Source organism: Paenibacillus sp. J31P13, assembly GCF_056269295.1.
Window position 1 is genome coordinate 85649 of the sequence record NZ_JBWDNR010000010.1, and the last position, 22207, is coordinate 107855.

General features: G+C 41.3%; 19 protein-coding genes. 7 read left to right on the plus strand and 12 right to left on the minus strand.

The window, feature by feature from the left end:
* Positions 1-113: 113 nt before the first annotated feature.
* A complete protein-coding gene (locus AC0YOD_RS24540) occupies positions 114-1016 on the minus strand; it encodes an ArsR/SmtB family transcription factor (RefSeq protein ID WP_475801968.1) in 903 nt (300 codons plus the stop codon).
* 144 nt (positions 1017-1160) lie between these two features.
* Here AC0YOD_RS24540 and arfA point away from each other — a divergent pair, with 144 nt between their 5' ends.
* Positions 1161-2672 carry an arabinosylfuranosidase ArfA gene (gene arfA, locus AC0YOD_RS24545; protein WP_475801969.1) on the plus strand — a complete coding sequence of 504 codons (1512 nt, stop codon included), beginning with the start codon at positions 1161-1163 and terminating at the stop codon, positions 2670-2672.
* Between the two features lie 314 nt (positions 2673-2986).
* Here arfA and AC0YOD_RS24550 read toward each other — a convergent pair whose 3' ends face one another.
* Complete coding sequence (locus AC0YOD_RS24550) at positions 2987-3610, minus strand: hypothetical protein (protein WP_475801970.1); 624 nt, start codon at positions 3608-3610, stop codon at positions 2987-2989.
* A 283-nt stretch (positions 3611-3893) separates the two neighbouring features.
* The gene (gene pdxR / locus AC0YOD_RS24555; RefSeq protein ID WP_475801971.1) at positions 3894-5324 is read right to left on the minus strand and encodes a MocR-like pyridoxine biosynthesis transcription factor PdxR; all 1431 of its coding nucleotides are present in this window, start codon (positions 5322-5324) and stop codon (positions 3894-3896) included.
* 286 nt (positions 5325-5610) lie between these two features.
* Between pdxR and AC0YOD_RS24560 the strand changes: the two genes are divergently transcribed.
* Positions 5611-6174 carry a pyridoxamine 5'-phosphate oxidase family protein gene (locus AC0YOD_RS24560; protein WP_475801972.1) on the plus strand — a complete coding sequence of 188 codons (564 nt, stop codon included), beginning with the start codon at positions 5611-5613 and terminating at the stop codon, positions 6172-6174.
* 972 nt (positions 6175-7146) lie between these two features.
* On the opposite strand, the gene AC0YOD_RS24565 is transcribed toward AC0YOD_RS24560, so the two are convergent.
* The 9 genes from AC0YOD_RS24565 to AC0YOD_RS24605 all read right to left on the minus strand — a co-directional run bounded on the left by AC0YOD_RS24565 (position 7147) and on the right by AC0YOD_RS24605 (position 17298).
* Positions 7147-7506, minus strand: a complete 360-nt coding sequence (locus AC0YOD_RS24565) for a Rieske (2Fe-2S) protein (protein WP_475801973.1) — start codon at positions 7504-7506, stop codon at positions 7147-7149.
* 30 nt (positions 7507-7536) lie between these two features.
* Complete coding sequence (locus AC0YOD_RS24570) at positions 7537-8592, minus strand: amidohydrolase family protein (protein ID WP_475801974.1); 1056 nt, start codon at positions 8590-8592, stop codon at positions 7537-7539.
* Positions 8593-8621: 29 nt separating this feature from the next.
* Entirely contained in the window at positions 8622-10160 is a 1539-nt protein-coding gene (locus tag AC0YOD_RS24575; protein ID WP_475801975.1) for an extracellular solute-binding protein, read from the minus strand.
* 69 nt (positions 10161-10229) lie between these two features.
* Positions 10230-11090 (minus strand): carbohydrate ABC transporter permease, encoded by an 861-nt coding sequence (locus tag AC0YOD_RS24580; protein WP_475801976.1) that lies wholly within the window; start codon positions 11088-11090, stop codon positions 10230-10232.
* 12 nt (positions 11091-11102) lie between these two features.
* Positions 11103-12023: an ABC transporter permease gene (locus AC0YOD_RS24585; protein ID WP_475801977.1), complete on the minus strand. Its 921-nt coding sequence runs from the start codon at positions 12021-12023 to the stop codon at positions 11103-11105.
* A 187-nt stretch (positions 12024-12210) separates the two neighbouring features.
* Positions 12211-14520 (minus strand): helix-turn-helix domain-containing protein, encoded by a 2310-nt coding sequence (locus AC0YOD_RS24590; RefSeq protein ID WP_475801978.1) that lies wholly within the window; start codon positions 14518-14520, stop codon positions 12211-12213.
* A 1289-nt stretch (positions 14521-15809) separates the two neighbouring features.
* On the minus strand, positions 15810-16190 hold the full coding sequence (locus tag AC0YOD_RS24595) for a VOC family protein (protein WP_475801979.1): 381 nt from the start codon (positions 16188-16190) through the stop codon (positions 15810-15812).
* Positions 16183-16572, minus strand: a complete 390-nt coding sequence (locus AC0YOD_RS24600; RefSeq protein ID WP_475802035.1) for an SRPBCC domain-containing protein — start codon at positions 16570-16572, stop codon at positions 16183-16185. Before AC0YOD_RS24600 ends, AC0YOD_RS24595 begins: the two co-directional genes overlap by 8 nt.
* A 138-nt stretch (positions 16573-16710) precedes the next feature.
* Entirely contained in the window at positions 16711-17298 is a 588-nt protein-coding gene (locus AC0YOD_RS24605; protein ID WP_475802036.1) for a TetR/AcrR family transcriptional regulator, read from the minus strand.
* Positions 17299-17830: 532 nt separating this feature from the next.
* Between AC0YOD_RS24605 and AC0YOD_RS24610 the strand changes: the two genes are divergently transcribed.
* The 5 genes from AC0YOD_RS24610 (at position 17831) to AC0YOD_RS24630 (ending at position 22078) form a co-directional block, all read left to right on the plus strand.
* Positions 17831-18574: a YggS family pyridoxal phosphate-dependent enzyme gene (locus AC0YOD_RS24610; RefSeq protein ID WP_475801980.1), complete on the plus strand. Its 744-nt coding sequence runs from the start codon at positions 17831-17833 to the stop codon at positions 18572-18574.
* A gap of 10 nt (positions 18575-18584) precedes the next feature.
* The gene (locus AC0YOD_RS24615) at positions 18585-19811 is read left to right on the plus strand and encodes a benzoate/H(+) symporter BenE family transporter (protein WP_475801981.1); all 1227 of its coding nucleotides are present in this window, start codon (positions 18585-18587) and stop codon (positions 19809-19811) included.
* A 401-nt stretch (positions 19812-20212) separates the two neighbouring features.
* Positions 20213-21067 (plus strand): ABC transporter ATP-binding protein, encoded by an 855-nt coding sequence (locus tag AC0YOD_RS24620; RefSeq protein ID WP_475801982.1) that lies wholly within the window; start codon positions 20213-20215, stop codon positions 21065-21067.
* On the plus strand, positions 21060-21713 hold the full coding sequence (locus tag AC0YOD_RS24625) for an ABC-2 transporter permease (protein ID WP_475801983.1): 654 nt from the start codon (positions 21060-21062) through the stop codon (positions 21711-21713). The genes AC0YOD_RS24620 and AC0YOD_RS24625 overlap by 8 nt, the downstream gene beginning before the upstream one ends.
* A complete protein-coding gene (locus AC0YOD_RS24630) occupies positions 21713-22078 on the plus strand; it encodes a GntR family transcriptional regulator (protein WP_475801984.1) in 366 nt (121 codons plus the stop codon). The genes AC0YOD_RS24625 and AC0YOD_RS24630 overlap by 1 nt, the downstream gene beginning before the upstream one ends.
* Positions 22079-22207: the final 129 nt, after the last annotated feature.

The window sequence follows — 22207 nt, forward strand, 5'->3', positions numbered from 1 at the left end:
TGCGGTTCAAAATTTAGCTATTCCAATTTATCTTATGGTACACCCTGATTAATAAAGCGCATGACCTTTCCGCTGCCAAAAGGGATTCGTCTCTAATTCAAATATAAAAGATCCTATTCATAAAAGCTTCTAATCACAATATCCTGATCATAATTTCCAAAACCTTTGCCGTAGAGCGTTAACCCGCCGCGTCCCCTTCTCATATCCTCTGCACGAATTCGGAAGGTCCAATACGTATTGTCTACTTGCAAGTCACTGATGCTCACATTCGAAATACGCTGACCGTCTATAAATGTACCATTTTGGGTAATTCGCAGAACCTTCAGCAACCCGTATTGGTTGACGTCCGTATGCCACCACTCTGGTGTCAGCCTTCCTCTAATTTCACCAAAATCACCTGGACTTGTCCAAACCCCTAGCTCCATATCATTGAGAGAAAAACAGATGTCGGAAGGCCAGTTCTCATCTACTTGAGGAGCTTCTGATCCAATTTCCATCGAGATTTCAATTTCAGTCAGAACTTGATCCTTGAATAAATAATTAGGCACTTTATACTCAACAAACCCTTTCGCAAACCAAAGAATACCCGCGTTCACCCTCTCTGGATCCATAAAATAGGCTGGATGATCATAATGACCAATTATTTTCTCCGTTGTGGCAATCCCGCAAGTTGGCCATACCTCATAATCGGTATAATGACCAACTGGTATAGACACCTCTTCGAAGGTGCTCGTTGCTTTTCTTTCCGGAGAAAGCTTAATTTGCATAAATTCCGTATTCACGAAGCAAAACTTGTATGTTCCTCCGTTCACCCGCTTCATCTGGCTCCCGACAATTCCCGCTTGCTGGAGCTTGTTAACGTGGCTGCTAACTATCGCATTGCTGAGATAAAGTTCGGCTGCCAGCTCTTTGATGTGCATTTCTTTCACGAACAGTTTATCTATAATCTTCAAACGAACATCGCTCGCCAATGCTTCGTACACCTGCAGCGATGTAGAATTCGTACTCAAGTACATATGATTTTCTCCTCAGGATATGCAATTTAGTTAATTCTAAAACATATGATTGTAACCGCATTATCATTATGGTACATATAAAAGAAGAAATCAACATTATAAGGATTCGTTCATTGATTAATCCTTAACAAGGAGGAAACAATTATGTCTATTCAATCAACTATGCTAATTGATAAAAACTTCGCTATTTCCGCCGTCGATCCCCGTCTCTACGGATCCTTTATCGAGCACTTGGGACGCGCTGTTTATGGCGGTATTTATGAACCAGGCCACCCGACAGCTGACGAAAATGGTTTCCGGCAAGATGCCATCGAAGCCATTCGTGCTCTACAGGTTCCTATCATTCGTTATCCAGGAGGGAATTTTGTATCGGGCTACAATTGGGAGGATGGTGTTGGCCCTAAAGCGGATCGGAAGCGCCTACTAGAGCTCGCATGGTGGACCACTGAGACAAATGAAATCGGTACTAATGAATTCGCGGATTGGGCAAAGTTGGTTGGTTCTGAGGTGATGATGGCTGTTAATCTGGGAACTCGCGGCATTGATGCAGCAAGAAATCTCGTAGAATATTGCAATCACCCTTCTGGCTCCTATTGGAGTGATTTGCGTATCTCGCACGGTTATAAGGAACCACACCGTTTCAAAACCTGGTGTTTAGGCAACGAGATGGATGGGCCTTGGCAAATCGGAGCCAAAACGGCTGTTGAATATGGTCGTCTTGCTAATGAATCCGCCAAAGCGATGCGCTGGGTTGACCCTTCTATCGAGCTAGTCGCGTGCGGAAGTTCAACCAGCGGCATGAGTACCTTTGCGGACTGGGAAGCAACCGTGCTCGATCTTACTTATGATCAGGTTGATTATTTATCGCTGCACTCTTATTACAATAACAATAGAAATGATACCGCGAATTTCCTTGCCGCCTCTCTTGATCTGGATCAGTTCATTGTCAGCGTTGCATCGATTTGTGATTATGTAAAAGCCAAGAAGCGAAGCAAGAAGAAGCTCATGCTTTCGCTAGACGAATGGAATGTGTGGAATACGATCGGATCCAGCCGTGCGGATGAACGCTGGCAGATTGCCCCGCCAGAATTTGAAGATGTGTATACGCATGAAGACGCATTGGCAGTCGGCTGCTTCTTGATTACTCTATTGAAGCATGCTGATCGTGTCAAAATGGCTTGCCTAGCACAATTAATTAACGTCATCGCGCCAATTACAACTGAAACAGGCGGGCCGCTTTGTCTTCAAACGACTTATTATCCGTTCCTTCATGCTTCTGTTTATGGTCGAGGCACCGTGCTTCAGTCCGTCATCTCTTCACCAAAATATGATGCGAAGGATTTTACAGATGTTCCTTACCTCGAATCTATTAGCGTTTACGACGAAGAACAAGGTCATATTACAATCTTTGCAGTCAATCGCCATCTCGAAGAAAGTATGGAACTCGACATCGACATTCGCAGCTTTGATGAGGTCAGCTTGATCGAGCATATTGTTCTCCAAAACAATGATCTTAAAGCCGTTAATACAAAAGCTAACCCCAATAATGTTGTACCACATAAAGATGGCAAATCTACAATAGACAATGGGCGCGTCAAAGGTATTCTTGCGCAAGCATCTTGGAATGTCATCCGTTTGCAAACTAAAAAAGGCTAAAAAAAATGATGCGCTAAGTTACGGAGAGAAGAGCTCCAATGCTAGAATTTAGCGCACCATTTCATCTTAAATATTTCAAGCAGGCTGTCTTATTCAAACGCTGAATAAGCTTATTAAAACCAATATGATATTTAGGTTTTGATTAACCACTAAAGCCGAATTATTGATTTTAGCAGCAATAACCGTATTCTTTCGGATTTTTATATAGTAGAATGTCCCGCTTCAACATTTAAAAAAGCTTACGCTCCAAATCTAAATAAAAAAACGCAACCTCAATCAGGTTGCGTGAAAGTCTTCTTAGTTATTCGTATATTTTAGTTCTTGTCATTTTCATTACGAATTTCATATAACCCTTGAATCAGCAAATCTCCAGGATCTCGGTTCAGCTGCTGATGTAATAACAATAGATGCAAAGAAACAGCACATACGTTATTTCCTTCTTTGATCGTTGGGAATCCGACTTCAAAGACAGGACCTTGTTCTTCTTTCCAGGCTAGAACCGCGTGTACCTGTTCAGGAGCGAACTCCTCGCTTACCGCTTTTATACATTGTGGAACGAGTATCTTGTCGATGATCGCTTTAGCCTCGTCTTCATTTGTCGCCCTTTGCGGGAGGGGTTTACCACCCTCGGTCTCCATAAGATCAACGAAGAAAGACGCCATCCACATGGCTGGATCATCGTTCGACTGGAATCTAGCAACTAACTCGTTCAGAAAGAAACCACAGGAATACACACTGCCAGACTCATCCTTTACATGAAATACAAAAACCGGACCATAAGCTTCAACATTGATTACTTGTGCTTCTACGTCGTCATAATACATTTTTAAAGCTACGAGGCCATTATGGCGCACAGCCTTTATAAGCTCCGCCCAATCTTCCTCAGTCATGGTAGTTTGTTTGCTGTCAACTTCCTCATTTATTGTCTCATTTTTCATTATCCACAGTCCCCTCTGCCTCATTCATACCGATCATCCAGTTGCACCTCGAATATCGCAAGATCGCAAGGCAACCTTTCTATCATTCTAGTATGAGTTCCTCATTTGATTACATTCATTATAGGCATGTGTCCAACGTTCTAGCAATCATGTTAATATAATAAAGTTGAAAATATTTGAATAGTTAGAATAGATCAAATACTGCGTATCGATAAGCGGTACACCTTTTTTAAACAAATGATTTAACGAATAAGCTCAGTGAATTTTGCTTAAAGGAATGTTCCTATAAGATCAACTCCGCAAGACGACGAATTCCCTGCTGAATCGATGCTTCATCTACTTTTGCAAACCCCAACACCCATCCCTTTCGTTTACTGTTCAAACAATAGGGTCCAAGAGGGTACACACGTATTCCATTTTGAAGGGCTAGCTTTGTCACGGTTTCTTCGTCGTATGCCTCTTCAGCTTCAAGTAACATATGTAATCCTGTTTCCACTCCACTAAGTGTGAATCGCTCCCCTAAACCACTAGCCATAATAGCCTTTGTCATGACTTCATGTCTTCGTCGATACACATTTCTGACTCTTCTCATATGACGCATAAAATGCCCATTCTTCATGAAATGGGTCAGTGTTAGCTGATCCATAATCGGTAAATGACGGTATGTCAGCTCCTGTACCTTTGCTAACTGAGTAATTGCCTCGACAGATCCAACGATAGCCGAAATACGAATGCCTGGAGCAATCATTTTAGAAAAACTCATGAGGTATAACGTATTATTAGGTGCCTGGCTAATCAGCGTTGGAAGCGGCTCCCCACGATATCGAAATTCACTATCATAATCATCCTCAATGATCCAAGATTGTTCTTCAACAGCCTTATGCAGCAATTGTTGCCTGCGCGGCTCTGACATAACAACCCCAACTGCGCACTGGTGCGAAGGAGTCACAAAGGTCAGTTTGGATTGCGGGTGAATATGCTCGACCACAAGACCATACTCGTCAACGGGAACCGGCACCACATTCATACGGCGATATTTCATCGCCATCCAAGAAGCTGGAAAACCGGGATCTTCTACAGAAACCGTATCACCCTCAGATAAAAGCGATTGTGCTATTAAATCAATGCTGTGCTGAGCTCCAGAGGTTAACAAAATCTGATTCGTTTGGATATGGATACCTCGTTCTAGCGATAAATAACGCTGAATTTGCTCCCGTAATGGTGTAAAACCGTAGGGATTACCATATGCCCAGCTTGATAGATCCATAGAAGTGGAAGCATGAAGAAACGATTGTCGCCAGTTCTTTTGAAATTGGTCATCCAAATAGGGTTCATGAGGACTAAAATCTATATCCACTTCTCGATGTTCTTTGCCTCTGAACCAGTCTTGTAATTGATCTACCGCCGCGTTCAACGTTGGAAGTGAGGGTGGGATGGGGCCATGTGTCGTTATTTCCTTCACTGAACCAGTGACTTGGTTCCATTTACTAACTCGCGTTCCTCCTCGGCGAGATGTAACCGTATAACCTCGACTTAGCAACTCCTCATAAACGATCTGTATCGTTGAGCGAGATACACCTATCTGTTGTGCGAGTTCACGGGAAGGAATCAGCAATTCTCCCGGGGACCAAATTCCACTTTTAATATTGTGAATCGCTTGATCAAGCAATTGCATCCAGATCGGTCTGCTATCTTTTCGATTTACTTTCAACATTGTGCACACCTCCAAATAGAAGCTCTAACATGTGATTGACTGCCAACACGTATCGCCCCGACGTGCGATAGGAACTATGCGAGGTGCAGAATATCAGAATATCACGTTAATTATGGATTGCTTATAATTATATTCTTTGGATGTGTAAGCACACTCCATTCATTGCTATACTACCGTAATAACACTGGTATTTGCAATCATGTCGTTACAGCATCCCTTATAAGTTTCGATTTTAAAAAAATTGAAATAGGATGAATATTTTATAAGCAAAAGGGGCGATTTTGAAATGGAATCTGTTCGTTACAAGATCAGGGAATGTCAGGATCAAAAGAAAATCGAAAATTTCCTTCACAAAGCAAGAATTGGGTATCTTGGCTTAGTTGATGGCAACCTGCCCTATGTTGTACCGCTTAATTACGTATGGATTGAGGGGAAGCTCTATTTTCACGGGGCTGGAGATGGAAGACGCAATCAGGTCATGAGTGAAAATCCAGAGGTATGTTTTACGGTATGTGAGGAATACGGAACCATTACAGATCCGGTACCCGCCAAAACAGATACGGCTTATATGAGCGTAATGATATTTGGACAAGCGGAGCCGATCACAGATTTGGATGAAGCCACATATGTACTTCAAGAAATGATTAATAAATATGTACCTGGCTACTATAAACGGTCTTTGCCCAAGCAGCATGTGGAAAAGTATAGGTCGGCTGTGTTCGGTGGGCCGGTTCAAGTTTGCCGGGTAATTCCGCATCATTTGACGGCAAAAGAAAGTCCTATAGATGCAGAAAAAATGTACAGAACGGACATGAATTCAAAATACGGCGAAAATGCTCCAATAGGATGATAACGTGGCTATATTTGATCGATTTCTTTTCGCCTTTTTTTCGATAATTAAAATATCTTCAAACTCGAAAATCATTGGAATTGCTCATAGGTACATTCACTTTTCAAAAAATTCTCAAACGTTTATCGAATGCAGCTTTCATTCTTTATGAGAATGGGTGCTGCATTACGGGATATACGAGTGTATTTTTTTCAACCTAATTTACCTATTAATCGAGAAGAAATATTAACTTAATTTATGAGAGTACTAGCAAAGGAAGAAAAAACATCAGCTACATCTTTTGCGGATGAAGGTTCGATAAGTAACTGGGTAAAGGAATCTGTTGATAAAGCTTAGCTGCAGAATATATTAATGGTACTCTTTTGCTAGTATCGGAACTAAAGGGCTGTTAACTAGAGCAGTATGAGCTGTCATTATTAAATATCGTGAAATACTCCCCCTCCATGCAATAAACATCTGATCAAGGATTAAATGTTATGGAAGCGGCTTTTATTTTATGTTGCGGCAATAAGAATGGGGATCACATTATGTATTAATAGGAAGGCTAGTACAATGACACATGAATTGCGTAGAATTTTGAGTAATGATCACACGAAAACCAATCATAATACGCAATACCTAATCTATCGGACATAGAAGCCGTTATTTATTGAAACCAACTCATTTTTTCCATCTTCACGGACTTAGGTTCCGTTATTTGCTCAAAAAGACTCTAAAATCATTCGATTATTGGGTAATAACGGATCTCCTGTCCGCTTAAACACTCAAAGTGACAAAAACAGAGAAATAGCGGAACGTATGTCCTCAATTCAATAATAATGGTTATAATCATTCACGATAGAAGCCTAGCCTAAAATAATTACCATAACAAAAAAATTACTCTTCAGGTCAGATGATTGATCCCATTTTCATACCATCCTCTTTTATACATAAAAAAAGAGGCACTCTATGAACAGAATGCCTCCAAGATATTTACTTAGAACCTATTAAAATTCCAATCTTACCATCCTCAATCTCAACCGTATACTTCCTAACCCTAACCTTCTCATTAAACAATGCTTTACCTGTCTTCAAATCGAATTCCCAACCATGCCATGGGCATCGAATAATTTGACCAGCCTTCCCGTACTCATAACTGTACACCTCTGAGGGAAGCGTCGTTCCAGATACAAGACCCGCACACATCGGCGCCCCTTGATGTGGACAATAATTATGAATGGCATGATATTCACCGTTCACATGATAGATGCCTATCTCACGACCTTCTACCTGTACTAGGGAAAACCCACCCTCTGGAATATCCTCTTCCTTCAACACATAGTGCACTGCCATAATGATCCTCCCTTACACCCCATTCGAAAATTACGTCAATTTATAGAGCTGTAATGCATTGTCACGAAAGATTTTGCGCCTAGCCTCTGGAGAGAGCTTGCGTAAAATATGAGCTGGGGAATCAAAATCCCAATGCGGATAGTCACTTGAATAAAGAAGCATATTCTCAGCATCAATCATATTGAATAGATCAATAAGATGCTGAGGATTATCGGGCTCCTCAATCGGCTGTGTGGTTAAATAACAATGATCCCGAATATATTGACTAGGCGGCTTCGTTAGCCAAGGAACAGTAGAGCGTAACGCCTTGTAGTTTTTGTCTAATCTCCACATCAGACCCGGAAGCCACGCAACGCCTCCCTCTACCATAACGACCTTCAAATTTGGAAACTTAACGAATACTCCCTCACATACAAGGCTGACTAAATGTGCCATGAACGTTTGGGACAAGCATGTATGCCATTCAATATAGCGTGATGGATAGCCTGCAGATGTAGGGGCTGTTGAGCCCCCTCCACCCTCTGCACCCGGATGAACGGCTATTGGAAGACCATTGCGTTCTGCCGCTTCATAGATCGGATGATAATACCGCTGTCCTAGTGGAGCCCTAGCTGCGCTGGAGATCATCACCTCTACAATATCGGGATGTCCGCCAACTCTATCTATTTCGCGTGCGGCAAGCAATGGGTCCTGCGTAGCGACAACCATTGCACCTTTGAACGCCTTATGCTTACCAAGCCATTCCGCAATTAAGAAATCATTATAGGCAGAACAGATCACGGCAGCGTAATCAGGATCATGTGTTGTAGAGATGTTATAGACTACTCCTGTCAGAATCGCATAATCAAGATCATACCCATCGATTAGCTGCTTAATCATAAAATCAGGATTAGAGCCAGCCCTTCCCCCGCCTGGGGGAATAGAGTCCTTCTTCATGACACCGATCGGTGAATAGTAGCCTGAACCCGCATAACCAATGCCAGATGCAGCAACCCTTGATCGCCAAGGCTCCTTCAAATACGGGAGCAGCGCTGCATCCTCCTGTTCGTTATGAACATCGGCATCGATAATTTTGTATCCCTCCATTGCCTGCATCCTCCATCTCCCAAGCAAAGTTACTTGCTGTACGTGCGTGTATATGCCTCGTTATACATAGTGAGCAGTTCTTCTGAGCCCAGCTTCTTCGCTTGATCAACAAACTGTTTGTACGTCTCATCGTTAATAGGTGTTTTACCTGTTACAAACTCTGTAATCTTCTGTTCCAAAAATTTATTCACGTTGTTAAGCTTCGATTTTTCAAGCTCAAGTTCTTCCTCTGTTTTAACAATTTGCTTCGGAGAAGGAATAATATATTGCTCGTAGCTCGCATTAATCGCTAAGCTCTTCTCACTCAATCCACGCTCCCACACTTCACGAGATTTTGCATTATTGAGCGTGATCAAGTCATACCATACTCCCCAGTCCTTACGAAGCGTAGCAAATGGCGATGTCCCAAAGTCACGGTTATAAACCGCTTTGCCATCCTCCATCGTATATGTCTTGCCTTCAATGCCTAGGCTGAGATAATTAGAGCCTTCGTCTCCGATCAGATAATCAAGAAATTGAACAGCACGATCTTTATCTTTTACCTTTGCAGAAATTGCACGGCCGACCGTGCCTACAATAGGACGTGAATATTGATAGTTTTTAATGCCTTCTGCTGCAAATAATGGTATCGCATCCAGGTCATATTCAGCTGTACCCGCATTACGAGCTTTAGCAACCAAGGACTCTAAATCTGCTTTCCAGAAATACGTAACCGTTGATTTACCCGTCAAAATTCTCTCTTCCCACTGTGCCTGCGTCAATAAAGAGTACTCTGGATCAAGCAGCTTCTCCGAATACAATTTATTCAAGAACACCAGCATCTCCTGATAGCCTGGTTGATTCGGTGCGAATGCATATTTATCTGTTAACGGATCGATATTATAAAACCCATGAATACCCGTAAATATTCTGCCAAAGGTTGTGTACAGACCTGTATCTCCCACTATACCGTTCGAAATGAGTGGATAGGAGTCCGGATATTGAGCCTTCAATGTTTTCAAGAAATCATAGAAGCCATCAACCGTTGTTGGCGCCTTGATACCATGCTTATCCAGAATATCCTTACGTGCATACCAGATGAAGTTAAAGCCTTTGCCCGCAGCATCGCCCTCTAGAACTGGCACGGTATACAAGCCGCCGTCAGATCCTGTTGCTAATGCCTTCGCTTCAGGATAATTGTCATAGAATGCTTTCAAATTAGGCGCCTTATCTAAATAATCTTTTAAATTCAAAAATACTTTATCTGGCCCATGCTCCCGACCATCTTGTGTATTGATTTGAATAAAATCAGTAGCTGTGTTTGTCGCGATCATAATTTGTCTTTTCTCGTCCAAACCATCCTGACTTACAACTTGAAATTTAACCTTTACCCCCGTCTTAGCCTCAATCTCTTTAAAGATTTCCCAATCATCCAGCACCTTCCCTTCTACTCGATCGTATACCAGCCATGAGAAGGTAATCGGGCTGTCTGGACCTAAGGTTGTACTTTTGCCGCTAGAACAGCCTGCTATCATCATTACACCGAGCAATACGATAACGATCAGCCTTTTAATGTGAGCTTGCTTCATACCATAACCTCCTTTTATATGCTAAAGCAGCCTTACTATATAGAGATAGACTTCTTATGAAGCCTATAGCTATCCCTTAATACCGCCCACCATCGTACCCTGTACAAAATATTTTTGAATGAACGGATAGACACATAAAATAGGTAAAGTTGCAATAATAATCATGGCGTATTTCAACGTTTCTAAATAAGTCATATCCCCTTCTCCTTGCACATTCGCTCCTGCAATTAAAATATTGCGCAGCATAATTTGAAGTGGATACATATCACGCTCTTGTAAATAGATTAGAGCATTGAAGAAAGCATTCCATTGGTTAACTGCTGTGAACAGCCCTATAGTCGCCATAACAGGTAAGGATAACGGCAGAACAATTCGAATGAGTATTTGTATCGTTCCACAACCATCTATTGCAGCTGCATCCTCTAGCTCCTCAGGCAATCCCTCGAAAAACGTTCGCATAATAAACAAATACCATGTGCTAATAAGAGAAGGAAGCACGATCGCCCAGATGGAGTTAAGCAGCCCAAGCTTCTGCACAATGATAAAGGTTGGGATCATCCCGCCATTAAAGAGAAGCGTAAAGGCGGCCAGCATCAAAATAATTCTTCTACCTGGCAGCCACCGTTTGGCTAATGGATAAGCCATGGCAGAGGTTACAATGAGTGTAAGAACCGTATGGACTACAGCATATCGAATGGTGTTCCAGTAACTCATCCATAAATCAGGATTGTAAATTAATTTCTCATATGCAATAAAGGTAATATCCTTCGGCCAAAGTAACACTGCCCCGCTCGCTACCAAAGCATTATTACTAATGGAGGCTGAGAATACGTACAGAATGGGATAGATCATGACTACAATAAGAACCAACATAAATAAAATATTACAGACATCAAACAGCTTCGAGCCCCAGCTCTCCTGCTTATTCATAGCGCTCCTCCTTTACCACAAGCTAGTTTCTGAATGCTTACGTACAATGCGATTAGCCAGAACGACTAGAATAAAGCCAATGACAGATTGGAAAAGACCAACCGCTGTCGCGAAGCTGAAATCAGCATCGAGAATACCACGTCTATAGACAAAGGTATTAATGACATCCGATGTTTCATAGTTCATCGTATTGTAGATGAGCAATATTTTCTCAAAGCTCGCTTCCATGAAGTGTCCTAGGGTTAGTACAAACAAAATAATCATAATCGGCACCATACCAATAAAGGTAATATGCCGCATCTGCTGTAATCTGCTTGCACCATCCATCTTAGCTGCCTCATAGAGCATCGGATCGATGCCAGAAATAGCTGCCAAATATAGAATCGTACCCCAGCCTACCTTCTGCCACATTTCAGAGCCGACATATACCGTTCGGAACCACTCTGGTATGCCTAGAAACATAATGGGCTCCATACCGAGTATTTGTACGAGAAAATGATTCACTACCCCTGTCGTCGGAGAGAGGAAAGTGACAAGAATACCAGCAATAACGACCGTTGAAAGGAAATGGGGCAAGTAACTAATGTTTTGTACAAAGCGTTTAAACCATTTCCCCTTTAATTCATGGAATAAAATAGCCAATAGGATTGGCGCTGGAAAGTGAAAGACAAGGTCATAAATATTCAGCATCATCGTATTGCGAATTAGCTTCCAGGCGTCGGGAGTAACATAGAAAAACTCAATAAAATGCTTGAGTCCCACGAACTTGCTGCCTAAAATCCCTCGACCGATTGAATAGTCCTGAAAGGCGATGATAATGCCGTACATCGGAGCATATTTGAATATTAAGTAGTACAAAATACCAGGCAGCATCAGTAGGTATAACGCTTTATGCTTCTTCAATACATGACTAATTCGTAGCAGTCTCGCCATTCCTCCACCTCCAAATGAAAACCCTTACAATTATTGAGTTGTCTTCACTATACGAAGTGTCCTTAGGAGCGTAAAGCACCTATTTTTTCTAAGAGTCGCTTTCCTTACATCCCCCTGTTTTACTAGTTTTTTCCCGTACATATTGTAAAAAAAGAGACTTCAGAAAATAATGAAGTCCCTTTGCTCCCTACTGGTGAATCGTACGATACTTTGCAGGAGTAATACCCTCGTAGCGGTGGAAAGCCCGAATCAAGGAATTCCTTCCCCAATAACCTACCTGCTCTGCAATCTCATCAATCTTCATATCCGTTTCAAGTAAAAAATGCTTTGCCTTCGTGAGCCGACACTTCGCAATATAATCAACATACTTCTCCCCGATCTCTTCTTTGAATATACGGCTGAAATGCCCGCTAGACATGTTCATCTTGCCTGCAAAATATTCGATCGACAATTCCTCGTTATAATGCTCCTGAATATAATGAACAATCTCTACGAATTGCTGACTGCGATTACTCGTCTCGGTCACACGGAAGAGGAAACTATGAATGTGCTGGAAGCATAGCTTCAATTCTTCCCAGGTCATACAAAAACTAATCTGCTCGAATAGGCCGGCATAATAAGGAACATTAGGATCGTGATGCTCCGACTCTACAGCTCGAATCCACGTATTCAACACATCCGTACATAAATACTTCATCTGCAAAGCTGTCAGCTCTCTTCGCTTGCCTTCTTCCAACAGATCGAGCATGAATGCAAGCAGCTTGTCATACTCTCTGGTTTTGTATTGGTTCAAAATCCGTTGTACCTCTTGAATCGATAAAAAGGAGTCCACCTGCTGCTCACAGGAATTGAGATTTTTGCATATTTCCACTGTGGAATCTAATTTACGTTCCTTTAGAACGTTTAACGCATGATCATAGGATAAGGAAAGTTGCTCTATGCTTTCCACAGCTATACCTATCCCAATTGTTGCTTTAAAGTAATTCCCATAAAGCAGTAATAACTCTTTCATTCTTACTGCAAGCTGCTCCGTATTCTGATTCATCGACGTATCCTGCTGGAGAACACAAACCAACATATCCGGCTTCGTCTGGCATAACCATGCCACAATAGGATCCAGCTTATAGAGGCTTTCCTTCAGCTCTGTCAGAATAAATATTCGTTTGGACTCTGATAGAAGCTGGTATTCCGATGGATTATAATGTAGTGCAATACTTACCACCGTTCTAGCCATGTTGCAACTATAGCTGAATGCAATTTCCTTTGCATAATACTCGATGGATAGCGCGTCTCGATACTGTCCTTGCAATATTTTCGCAACGAATTGCTCCTGTATAATTGGCAGCATCCCATTTACACGGTGAAACAGCTCTTTATTCTCCGTCATAATACGCTGAGAGTATCGCTTAATCACATCAAACTCATTACCTGCATCCAGAGGCTGATCATGGTATGGATGATGCGACTCCAGTCCATCCTTAATTTCTCTAATCGGTAAATACAGACGCCTGCTTAAATAGTAGGAAACAATTCCTCCCACCAATAGAAAAAAGATAGAGAAAATCAAACTAATGCCACGCGTCCAGTAGATCGGCTTCATTACCGTACCTAGATCAGTCATACTAATATAATGCCAAGAATTATCGAAACTAGATTGATCCAATAGCAGCCCCGTCTCTTTAGATATTGTAAACTGTGAGGTCAGTCCAACCTTAGCAATTCGATCCTGCAGCAGCTCTTGATCCTCCATCGACAGACCCATATGAGCGATTAACCTTCCATACTCATCTACAATAGCCGTACCTTTAACCCAATCCTCCGAAATATAAATTTGCTCGTTGAGCTTATCAGCTTTAATGTCGACGAGCAGATAGACCTCTGGCGTTAACGTGTTAAAGGGATAGCTAATCATCGCCGTAAGAGAGGTGGAATTCTCCATGAAATTCATCATTTTCTTACCCGTTAGGGTCGTATCAATGTCTTTACTCCAGCTGGGCCCTAGCGCATTCTTAGAGCTAAAGTAATACGATTTATTCGTGAACGTATCAGCATCTATAACCAAGTCTTCATTTACAAAATAAAAATAGGCTTTCCCCACCAGCTTATTGGATTCTAGTTGCTGCAACTGTTCTCGAAGGGAATGAAGCAACTCGATACGTTGCATATGATCAGAAGACAAATCAACAGGCATTCGAAGTACGCTCCGTATATTGGAAGCGCTTAACATATTGATCATATTGTTCTTTAATGATTGTAGTTCTGTATCTGTTCGCTCAGCGAAGCGATTCATAATAACATTATTAAAGCGCTCAGCATCTTCTTCAATAATCCGAACGACTAGAACATAGGCGAGCACACTAGCCACAATAACCGGAATGAGAATAAGCAGGAAATAGTTAGCGAACAACTGCCAAAAGAGAGCCTGCCGAATGAGTGGCGACGATTGGGATACCTCTCGCTTAGGAGCAAGAGCTTGGATAAGAGTAGATCGTTTCATTACATCCCCCCTGCTGTTCTTATGGACTGCCTATTGTTAATCCTATTTATCTCTCTCCTCAAAAAGCAGTCATTACGTAATTTTACATAATAATACCACAGAAGTTTGTAGTTTTATGTCATATAACTATAATTTTTTTGAAATAAAAATTCAAAAAATAGGGTAATCAGCAGCTTCTCTGGAATGAAGTTTGTACAACATATAGAGCCAGGTGGTTAACCTATGGAACTGACTCCAAAATATGAGTCCGAAATAAAGACCTTTAAGCTGAAAATACGGCTATTGGAAAACAATTTTACAACTTGGAGGCGTTTTTACGTGGGAACAAGAGTGAGTTACCATGTTGAGTTGAAGATGAGTGCCATTAAATTGAGATTAGCAGGTGTACCTGTAAGAGAGATCATAGATCAGCTACTTATTCGTAATTAAACGAAGATTATGTTTGGATGAAATGGTATCTACATGGTGAGACACATCGATTGGAAGAACTGTAGGTGAACAACATACCTTTACGTTCACAAGCAATGAACAACTGACCTGCAACCATAATCTTCGATTGTCACAAAAAAAATCCAAAACGTCGGGTAACAAAAACCAAAGTGAAAAACTTAGTGGACATAGAATCCGTTATTTCCTATATTCAAGCGGATTAATGACACTAACGGACACAGAATGCGTTATTTAGTCAGATTAAGCGAACCTAACTCAAAATTATAGGGTATAACGGATCTCATGTCCGAAAAGGCGCACAATCTGATACAAATGCAAAAATAGCGACTCTACTGTCCGTAACCGATTAACTAAAGCGTATTAAATCAGTGACGAGGTAGGAGGCATGGTTGTTTGCTCCAACGCTGTCACTTCATGTGTATAAGCTATCCCTGTCACCAAGCACCGTCAGCACAATAAAAAACCACATCCGAATGAACTGCACCCTTGGGGTGACTTCACTAGAAAGTGGTTTGAATTACTATTTTGGTTGAGCCTAGGGGGATTGATCTCACTAAACTCACCTATCCATCTAGGGATGTATGAAGCTTTGATCTAATGGCTGACGAAGCATACTCGACTAGGACTTTTAGCGGTAGATCCAGACGCCGTGCTGCTCCATGCGATGCATTTCATTGAATTCTAATCATTCATTCCGTCCGCGCGGACTGAATTCCTTGTAAGATTCCCCATCAGCCTACCTTTTTACAGCCTGTCATTACGGATATTAACACTTCACTGCTAGCGATGCACTCTCCCGCCTTGATTAGTTTCACTGCCCATAACAAACTGGACAATAACTAATTTAATCGGTGAACTATTTCATACTTATTTCCGCAAGGATCTTCAAAATAGACGGCATAATAGGTTGGACTAATCGGGAATAACCGGGGTCCGTCGTTTATGGTGCCACCAATTTCCTTGACCAACTTCGCAATATGTTCGACTTCAGCCCGATCATTCGCCCAGAATCCAATCAAATTGTGATTTGGCTTATGCTCCTGCTCTTCCGTAATCGCAAAATAAGCTGCACTAGGCAGTTCTCCTTCGGCGGCAAACACCCTCCAATTTGCGCTGTGAAAGGTGCGGGTAAATCCCAACTCAGGCAGAAGCTTTTCATAAAAAGGCAGCACGCTATCTAATTGGTTCACTCGAAGATCGATATGACTGAACTTATTCATATGTATTCATCTCCTTTTCATCTTTTACGGAATAACTTGTTTTATACCTGATTGCCATAAGAACATCTTCCCAATGAAGCTTCATTTGTTCGCGCGTATTCGGATGGTCCAGATTCTCTTGATGGAAACTGATTGTTGTTCTGTCAGGCTTATCAGATAGCAACCGGATTTGCAGCGTGGATGGTTTCTGCCATTCGTTCTTTCTCCACTTTAAGCGGAGTTGTCGGAACGGCTTTACGACCCTAAATTCACCCGAAATACCTTCTAGAGTTGTAAAGGTCTCCCCCTCATTAAAATATAAGCATGATATATTACCGAGCCATAATTTTAGCCCTTCGGAAGAGATTAGAAACCCCCAAGCCTCTTCTGGTGAAATCGGAATCGTTCTCCGAACCCCAAGTTGTTAGCCCGCTGATGCCGTCTGACCAATAATCTTGCCTGATTCGGAATACTGCTTATTGTTCATTGCAATACCTCCCAAGAATGTTTGTTAGCACTCACTAACTTAATCATGAAAAAATCAGGGGGTCAGAGCCCTAACAAACAATTCGATGCTCGACTCCATAAAATTTTGCACGGTCACCTTAGTAATTGATGACGCACCAAATAGCTGTGATATGAAAGCCCCATAATTCATCCACATAAAGGTAATCGCCTGCGTCTCCGCATCAGTTGAAATCAGTTTGTTTTTGCGCTCCATGTCTATGAAATAATTCGTCAATAGCTCCAATAGTTTCCGCGGATGCTTCTGCGCCCTCTCACGAATCTCAACCAGTTCGTTATCACTCAAGACAATGAGGAATAATTTACGATTTCGATCCATTATCTCATGATACATTTGGCTTATCGTGAGCAGGTCCGCTCTCAAATCCCAAATTACTTTCTCTTGAAAAATCTTAGTCATTTCAATCGAATAATGATAATGATCGACTGCTTTGTCGAGCAGGTTTTGCTTGCTTCCAAAATTGCGGAACAGGGTCATCTCGCTGACTCCTGCCGCTGCAGCTATCTCCTTGGTTGATACACCTTTGTAGCCTTTCTCAGCCATTAAATCGATTGCTGCCAGCATCAGCTTGCTTTTATTATCCGAGGTCATCTTATACTCCATATCATCATCTTTTTGAATAGAATCCAAAGTTTATAGTTAGTACCAACAAACATTTTCTTCAATTAGAATAACTTTAATTGTAATTAATGTCAACAATATGTATCGAAATTGGTTAGTAACCAATGAGCTAGCGATGCTAGTAGGATAGAGCTATAAATACATCGGTATGTGAATCGAACTCAAACAAGAACAACGCTTTGCCGACTATTCTTCTTCCATATATTAAGATATATAATCTATTCCTTACTCCAATGATAGTCAAGGAGCTTATTGGAATGGGCTTTTAAGAAAATTATGGACTGCTTGATTATTAAGTTTTGGATGTACCAACTCAGTCCAATGACTGATATACTTACGAAAATAATTAAGTTGACCCCCATCATAAAACAGCGATAGAGTATCCGATCGAGTAAGAAAAAATGCACAAACAATGAAAATCAGTTTATTCATGTTAAAACAAAAACCATTATAAGAAGGTTTCAAAAAAACTGAAACAATTGTAGTTGAGAATCAGAAAGGAGGCAGAGCGAACATGGATCAATTAGTTGAAAAAAATCTTAGATCCGTAAGGCATCAGATGGAATTAGCTTGCCAGAACTCAGGACGCAAGAAAGAAGACGTAAAACTGTTGTTAGCGACAAAAACGGTGCAGCTTGAAAAATTGCAAATTGCCATACAAGCGGGTGAGGTATTATTCGGCGAAAATAAAGCTCAAGAACTTCGCGAAAAATTCCCACTTATGCAACAGTACAACCAAGTAGAGTGGCATTTTATCGGACATCTGCAAACCAACAAAGTGAAGGACGTTGTAAAATATGTCACGCTCATTCATTCTGTGGACCGTTTGAGGTTGGGAAAAGCCTTGCATCAGCAGCTCCTCAAGGAAAACAAGACTATGAATATTTTGGTGCAAGTCAATACATCATTCGAAGATAGTAAATTCGGTATTTCGCCGGAGGCTGCACTAGAGTTGGTTGAACAATTGTCTCAGTTTGAAACGTTAAATGTTAAAGGCTTGATGACTATTGGAAAACTGAATGCTACAAACAATGAGACTCGGCATTGCTTCCAATTATTAAAAAAAATTCAAGTTCATATCAAGGAGAGGAAGTTTCCACGGGTAACAATGGATATTCTCTCGATGGGCATGTCAGGGGATTTCAAGGTTGCCATCGAAGAAGGGGCAACCATCATAAGAGTAGGCACAAGCGTATTTGGTCATCGGTATTTACCGGATGAGTACTTCTGGGACGAAAACGCGCATCAGAACGATTAGGAGAATGCATATGAATAAAACATCATCTTCGCTGCACAGTCGTGATTTGATATCTCCCATTATTGCTGCTTTAATATCTGTCATTGTCAACTATGGCGGAACGTTTATTCTCGTATTTCAAGCAGCAAAAGCAGCGGGTTTGAGTCATGAAATGACTGCTTCTTGGATATTGTCGATTTCAGTTGGTGTGGGGATAACTGGAATTTGGCTAAGCTATCGATACCGTGAACCCATTATTACGGCTTGGTCAACACCAGGTGTAGCTTTTCTCGTTTCAGCATTAGCGGTAACCCCCTATGCTGATGTTATTGGAGCCTACATCTTCTCTGCTTTAGGATTTATTATTTTAGGGATGTCGGGAATGATCGAGCGTTTCGTACGGCTTATTCCTTCAGGCATTGCATCTGGTTTGCTGGCAGGTATTTTATTGCAGTTTGGTATTTCAGCCTTCGGTGGTGCGCAATTCGACCCCTTGCTTGTCATTGTCCTGTTTGTTGCTTATGTAATATTAAGAAGGTTTACTTCCCGCTATGCTATCGTTGGTATTTTAGTAATCGGACTTATTTACTTGATTAGTGTACAGAATGTAGATTTCAGCAATATCAAATTGGCAATCGCTTCACCGGTATTTGTCGTTCCTGCGTTTTCTTTACATACTTTATTGAGCGTCGCATTGCCTTTATTTATTATCACTTTGACGGGGCAATATATGCCTGGAATGCTAGTATTGCGAAATGATGGATTTAAAACGAGCGCGAATTCGATATTGACAGTAACGGGTTTGGGCTCACTCCTTGCAGCGCCATTCGGCTCGCATGCTTTTAATGTAGCAGCCATTACTGCGGCGATTTGTACAGGTAAAGACGCGCACGAGGATTCAAATAAACGATACATTGCTGGAATAGCCTGTGGTATTTTATACATTGTTGTCGGCATATTTGGTGTGACGCTAGCTGCTCTGTTTCTGATTCTTCCAGCCACCTTCATCGCGACGTTAGCGGGATTGGCATTACTTGGAACCATTGGCGGCAGCCTTGCCAACGCTTTAACTGATCCCAAGGGACGTGAGACAGCACTGATTACTTTTTTAGCAACGGCTGCAAATGTTACATTACTTGGTGTTGGTGGTGCATTCTGGGGTCTTGTTGCAGGTTTGGCCGCGCATATTTTGATGCATGGACAATTTCGCCAAAAAAAATGCAGTAAAAGTGGAATACAACAAGCTGAACGGAATTAGTTTGAGGCATGATATTGTATACAAGTACAGATCGAATCAAATGAGAGACGGAGATGCCCGAAATTAAGATGTCGTGCTCCAAACTAACGCTTCGTGTGCGCGGTCTGCGCCCTTCGGGGCTTCCATCATAATAAACAATATAAACCACGTCCTCTGGACGTGGTTTATATTGTTTATTTAGTGGCGCCTAAGGGGATCGTCCCCTCACCTCATCATTTCCAGCGATGCGCTCTCCCGACATTGGGTGCTTCACTGCCATAAAATTAATGGTTAGCCTTGGGTCCGTTCAGGAAGCAATCTTTTGAGTAAATATGGATTTAATAAAAGTTATTGACATTAGAACTGCCACGATGATATATTGTGCATGCACAATATACACAATTTAAAAGGAGGTTAGCTATATGCTGGCATTAGATATCAAAAATTTAAATAAAAAATATGAGCATTTTCATTTAAGAAACGTATCTTTTCAACTGGAAAAGGGTTATATTATGGGGTTTATCGGAGCCAATGGTGCGGGAAAAACAACCACCATCAAATCCATTTTGAATTTGACACGTATGGATAGCGGCGAGATTCATATTTTAGGCAAGAACATGGCCGAGCATGAAGTTGAATTGAAACAAGAGATTGGCTTTGCATTTGGAGACATCAACTTTTATACGCGCAGCAAAATCAAAACGTTAACGAATGTGATCAAAAGGTTCTATTCGAATTGGGATGATGAAACCTATCACAAGTATTTGAAAAAATTCAACTTGATTGAAGACAAAAAAATAGCTGAATTATCAACCGGCATGAAAGTAAAATACAGCTTAGCCCTTGCCTTATCACACGGCGCAAAGCTGCTTATTCTAGATGAACCAACAAGCGGACTTGATCCGGTTGCCAGAGACAATCTGCTGGATATTTTTCAGGAGCTGGTGCAAGATGGCGAGATCAGCATCCTATTTTCAACTCATATCACATCCGATTTGGAAAAATGTGCAGATTATATTACCTATATCCATAACGGACAAATTATCAACAGTGCGGAAAAGGAAGAATTTATCGATACGTATCGCTTGTTGAATGGTAAGAAAGAGGAATTGGATATGGTCAAAAACCAACTAATCGCCTACAAGACAAATTCTTTTGGCTTTACAGGCTTGATCCATACAAATGACTTTGATCCATCATCAGATATAAAATCATCCGTACCGAATCTTGAGGAGATTATGATCTACTGCTCAAAAAAGGAGGATATGTATGTATAACTTATTAATGAAAGAATTAAAGTTAGGCGTAAGTCCTTTCTTTTATATCATGCCTTTTTTGACAGGCGCCTTAATGCTAATTCCCGGATGGTTATATTTCCTTGTCATCCTTTACTTTTGTTTTATTACGATACCGAATATGTTTGCAGGATATAAAACGCAGAACGATTTAATATTTTCAAGTATGATGCCTGTAACAAAAAAAGACATTGTAAAAGCAAGGGTGTCCGTTATTGTAATCCTAGAGCTCATGCATATTGTTGTTGCCATGATCTATGGCGTGATAACGCTGCGTTTGTATCCGAATCTGAAGTACTTTTTCTTCGCACCCTCCTTTGGTTTCTGGGGACTCTGTTTTATCATGCTGGCGATTTTCAACATTATTCTTATCACCATGTATTACAAGACGGCGTATAAATACGGCGCGGCAGCGTTTGTTGCCAATGCAGCTGCTATGCTGTTTGCCGGGGGCGCAGAATGGCTCGGCATACAAAATACATTCGTGTTTGATCTTCTCAAAGGAACTGGTGCTGACAATTTGGCCATTCAACTATCCATCCTGATCACGGGCATCGTGATATTTGCGATTTTTACGATAATCGCTTATTATATTGCCAACAAACGGTTTGAGAAAGTGGAAATATAATGAATATAGCTATTTCGAACACATCTGATAAACCCATTTATCAGCAGCTTTTTGAACAAATCAGCGTACAAATTCTTAAGGGCGAACTAGAAAATGGGTATAGTTTACCACCCATACGATTAGCTGCTGCGGAGCTTCGTGTTAGTATCATTACCGTCAAAAAAGCGTGGGAAGAACTCGAACGACATGGTTTGATTTATACCGTAACCGGCAAAGGATGTTTTGTCGCTGATCTCTCACCCGATGAGATGCTTCAAAAACGCAATGAAATGATCCTGAAGCAAATGGTTATTGATACTTCCTATTACAAATCCTTTGGCCTCACAATAGATGAAGTTTATGAGCTTTTGAAGGAAGTTTATTGAACATGTAGATTTGAACAGAAAACCACGTCCATAGGACGTGGTTGATTTTTTTATTGGTGGATCCTAGATGAATTCTACTCGCATAAGCTTGTCTATCCCTCATCCTCCAATCTCCTTAATCATTTTAGA

Excerpts from the sequence above, each read along its gene's own strand:
- AC0YOD_RS24570 (WP_475801974.1), bottom strand. The coding sequence starts at position 8,592 with ATGGAGGGATACAAAATTATCGATGCCGATGTTCATAACGAACAGGAG.
- AC0YOD_RS24540 (WP_475801968.1), bottom strand. The coding sequence starts at position 1,016 with ATGTACTTGAGTACGAATTCTACATCGCTGCAGGTGTACGAAGCATTG.
- AC0YOD_RS24565 (WP_475801973.1), bottom strand. The coding sequence starts at position 7,506 with ATGGCAGTGCACTATGTGTTGAAGGAAGAGGATATTCCAGAGGGTGGG.
- AC0YOD_RS24590 (WP_475801978.1), bottom strand. The coding sequence starts at position 14,520 with ATGAAACGATCTACTCTTATCCAAGCTCTTGCTCCTAAGCGAGAGGTA.
- AC0YOD_RS24605 (WP_475802036.1), bottom strand. The coding sequence starts at position 17,298 with ATGGAGTATAAGATGACCTCGGATAATAAAAGCAAGCTGATGCTGGCA.
- AC0YOD_RS24630 (WP_475801984.1), top strand. The coding sequence starts at position 21,713 with ATGAATATAGCTATTTCGAACACATCTGATAAACCCATTTATCAGCAG.
- AC0YOD_RS24550 (WP_475801970.1), bottom strand. The coding sequence starts at position 3,610 with ATGAAAAATGAGACAATAAATGAGGAAGTTGACAGCAAACAAACTACC.
- AC0YOD_RS24620 (WP_475801982.1), top strand. The coding sequence starts at position 20,213 with ATGCTGGCATTAGATATCAAAAATTTAAATAAAAAATATGAGCATTTT.
- pdxR (WP_475801971.1), bottom strand. The coding sequence starts at position 5,324 with ATGTTGAAAGTAAATCGAAAAGATAGCAGACCGATCTGGATGCAATTG.
- AC0YOD_RS24610 (WP_475801980.1), top strand. The coding sequence starts at position 17,831 with ATGGATCAATTAGTTGAAAAAAATCTTAGATCCGTAAGGCATCAGATG.
- AC0YOD_RS24595 (WP_475801979.1), bottom strand. The coding sequence starts at position 16,190 with ATGAATAAGTTCAGTCATATCGATCTTCGAGTGAACCAATTAGATAGC.
- AC0YOD_RS24585 (WP_475801977.1), bottom strand. The coding sequence starts at position 12,023 with ATGGCGAGACTGCTACGAATTAGTCATGTATTGAAGAAGCATAAAGCG.
- arfA (WP_475801969.1), top strand. The coding sequence starts at position 1,161 with ATGTCTATTCAATCAACTATGCTAATTGATAAAAACTTCGCTATTTCC.
- AC0YOD_RS24575 (WP_475801975.1), bottom strand. The coding sequence starts at position 10,160 with ATGAAGCAAGCTCACATTAAAAGGCTGATCGTTATCGTATTGCTCGGT.
- AC0YOD_RS24560 (WP_475801972.1), top strand. The coding sequence starts at position 5,611 with ATGGAATCTGTTCGTTACAAGATCAGGGAATGTCAGGATCAAAAGAAA.
- AC0YOD_RS24625 (WP_475801983.1), top strand. The coding sequence starts at position 21,060 with ATGTATAACTTATTAATGAAAGAATTAAAGTTAGGCGTAAGTCCTTTC.
- AC0YOD_RS24615 (WP_475801981.1), top strand. The coding sequence starts at position 18,585 with ATGAATAAAACATCATCTTCGCTGCACAGTCGTGATTTGATATCTCCC.
- AC0YOD_RS24580 (WP_475801976.1), bottom strand. The coding sequence starts at position 11,090 with ATGAATAAGCAGGAGAGCTGGGGCTCGAAGCTGTTTGATGTCTGTAAT.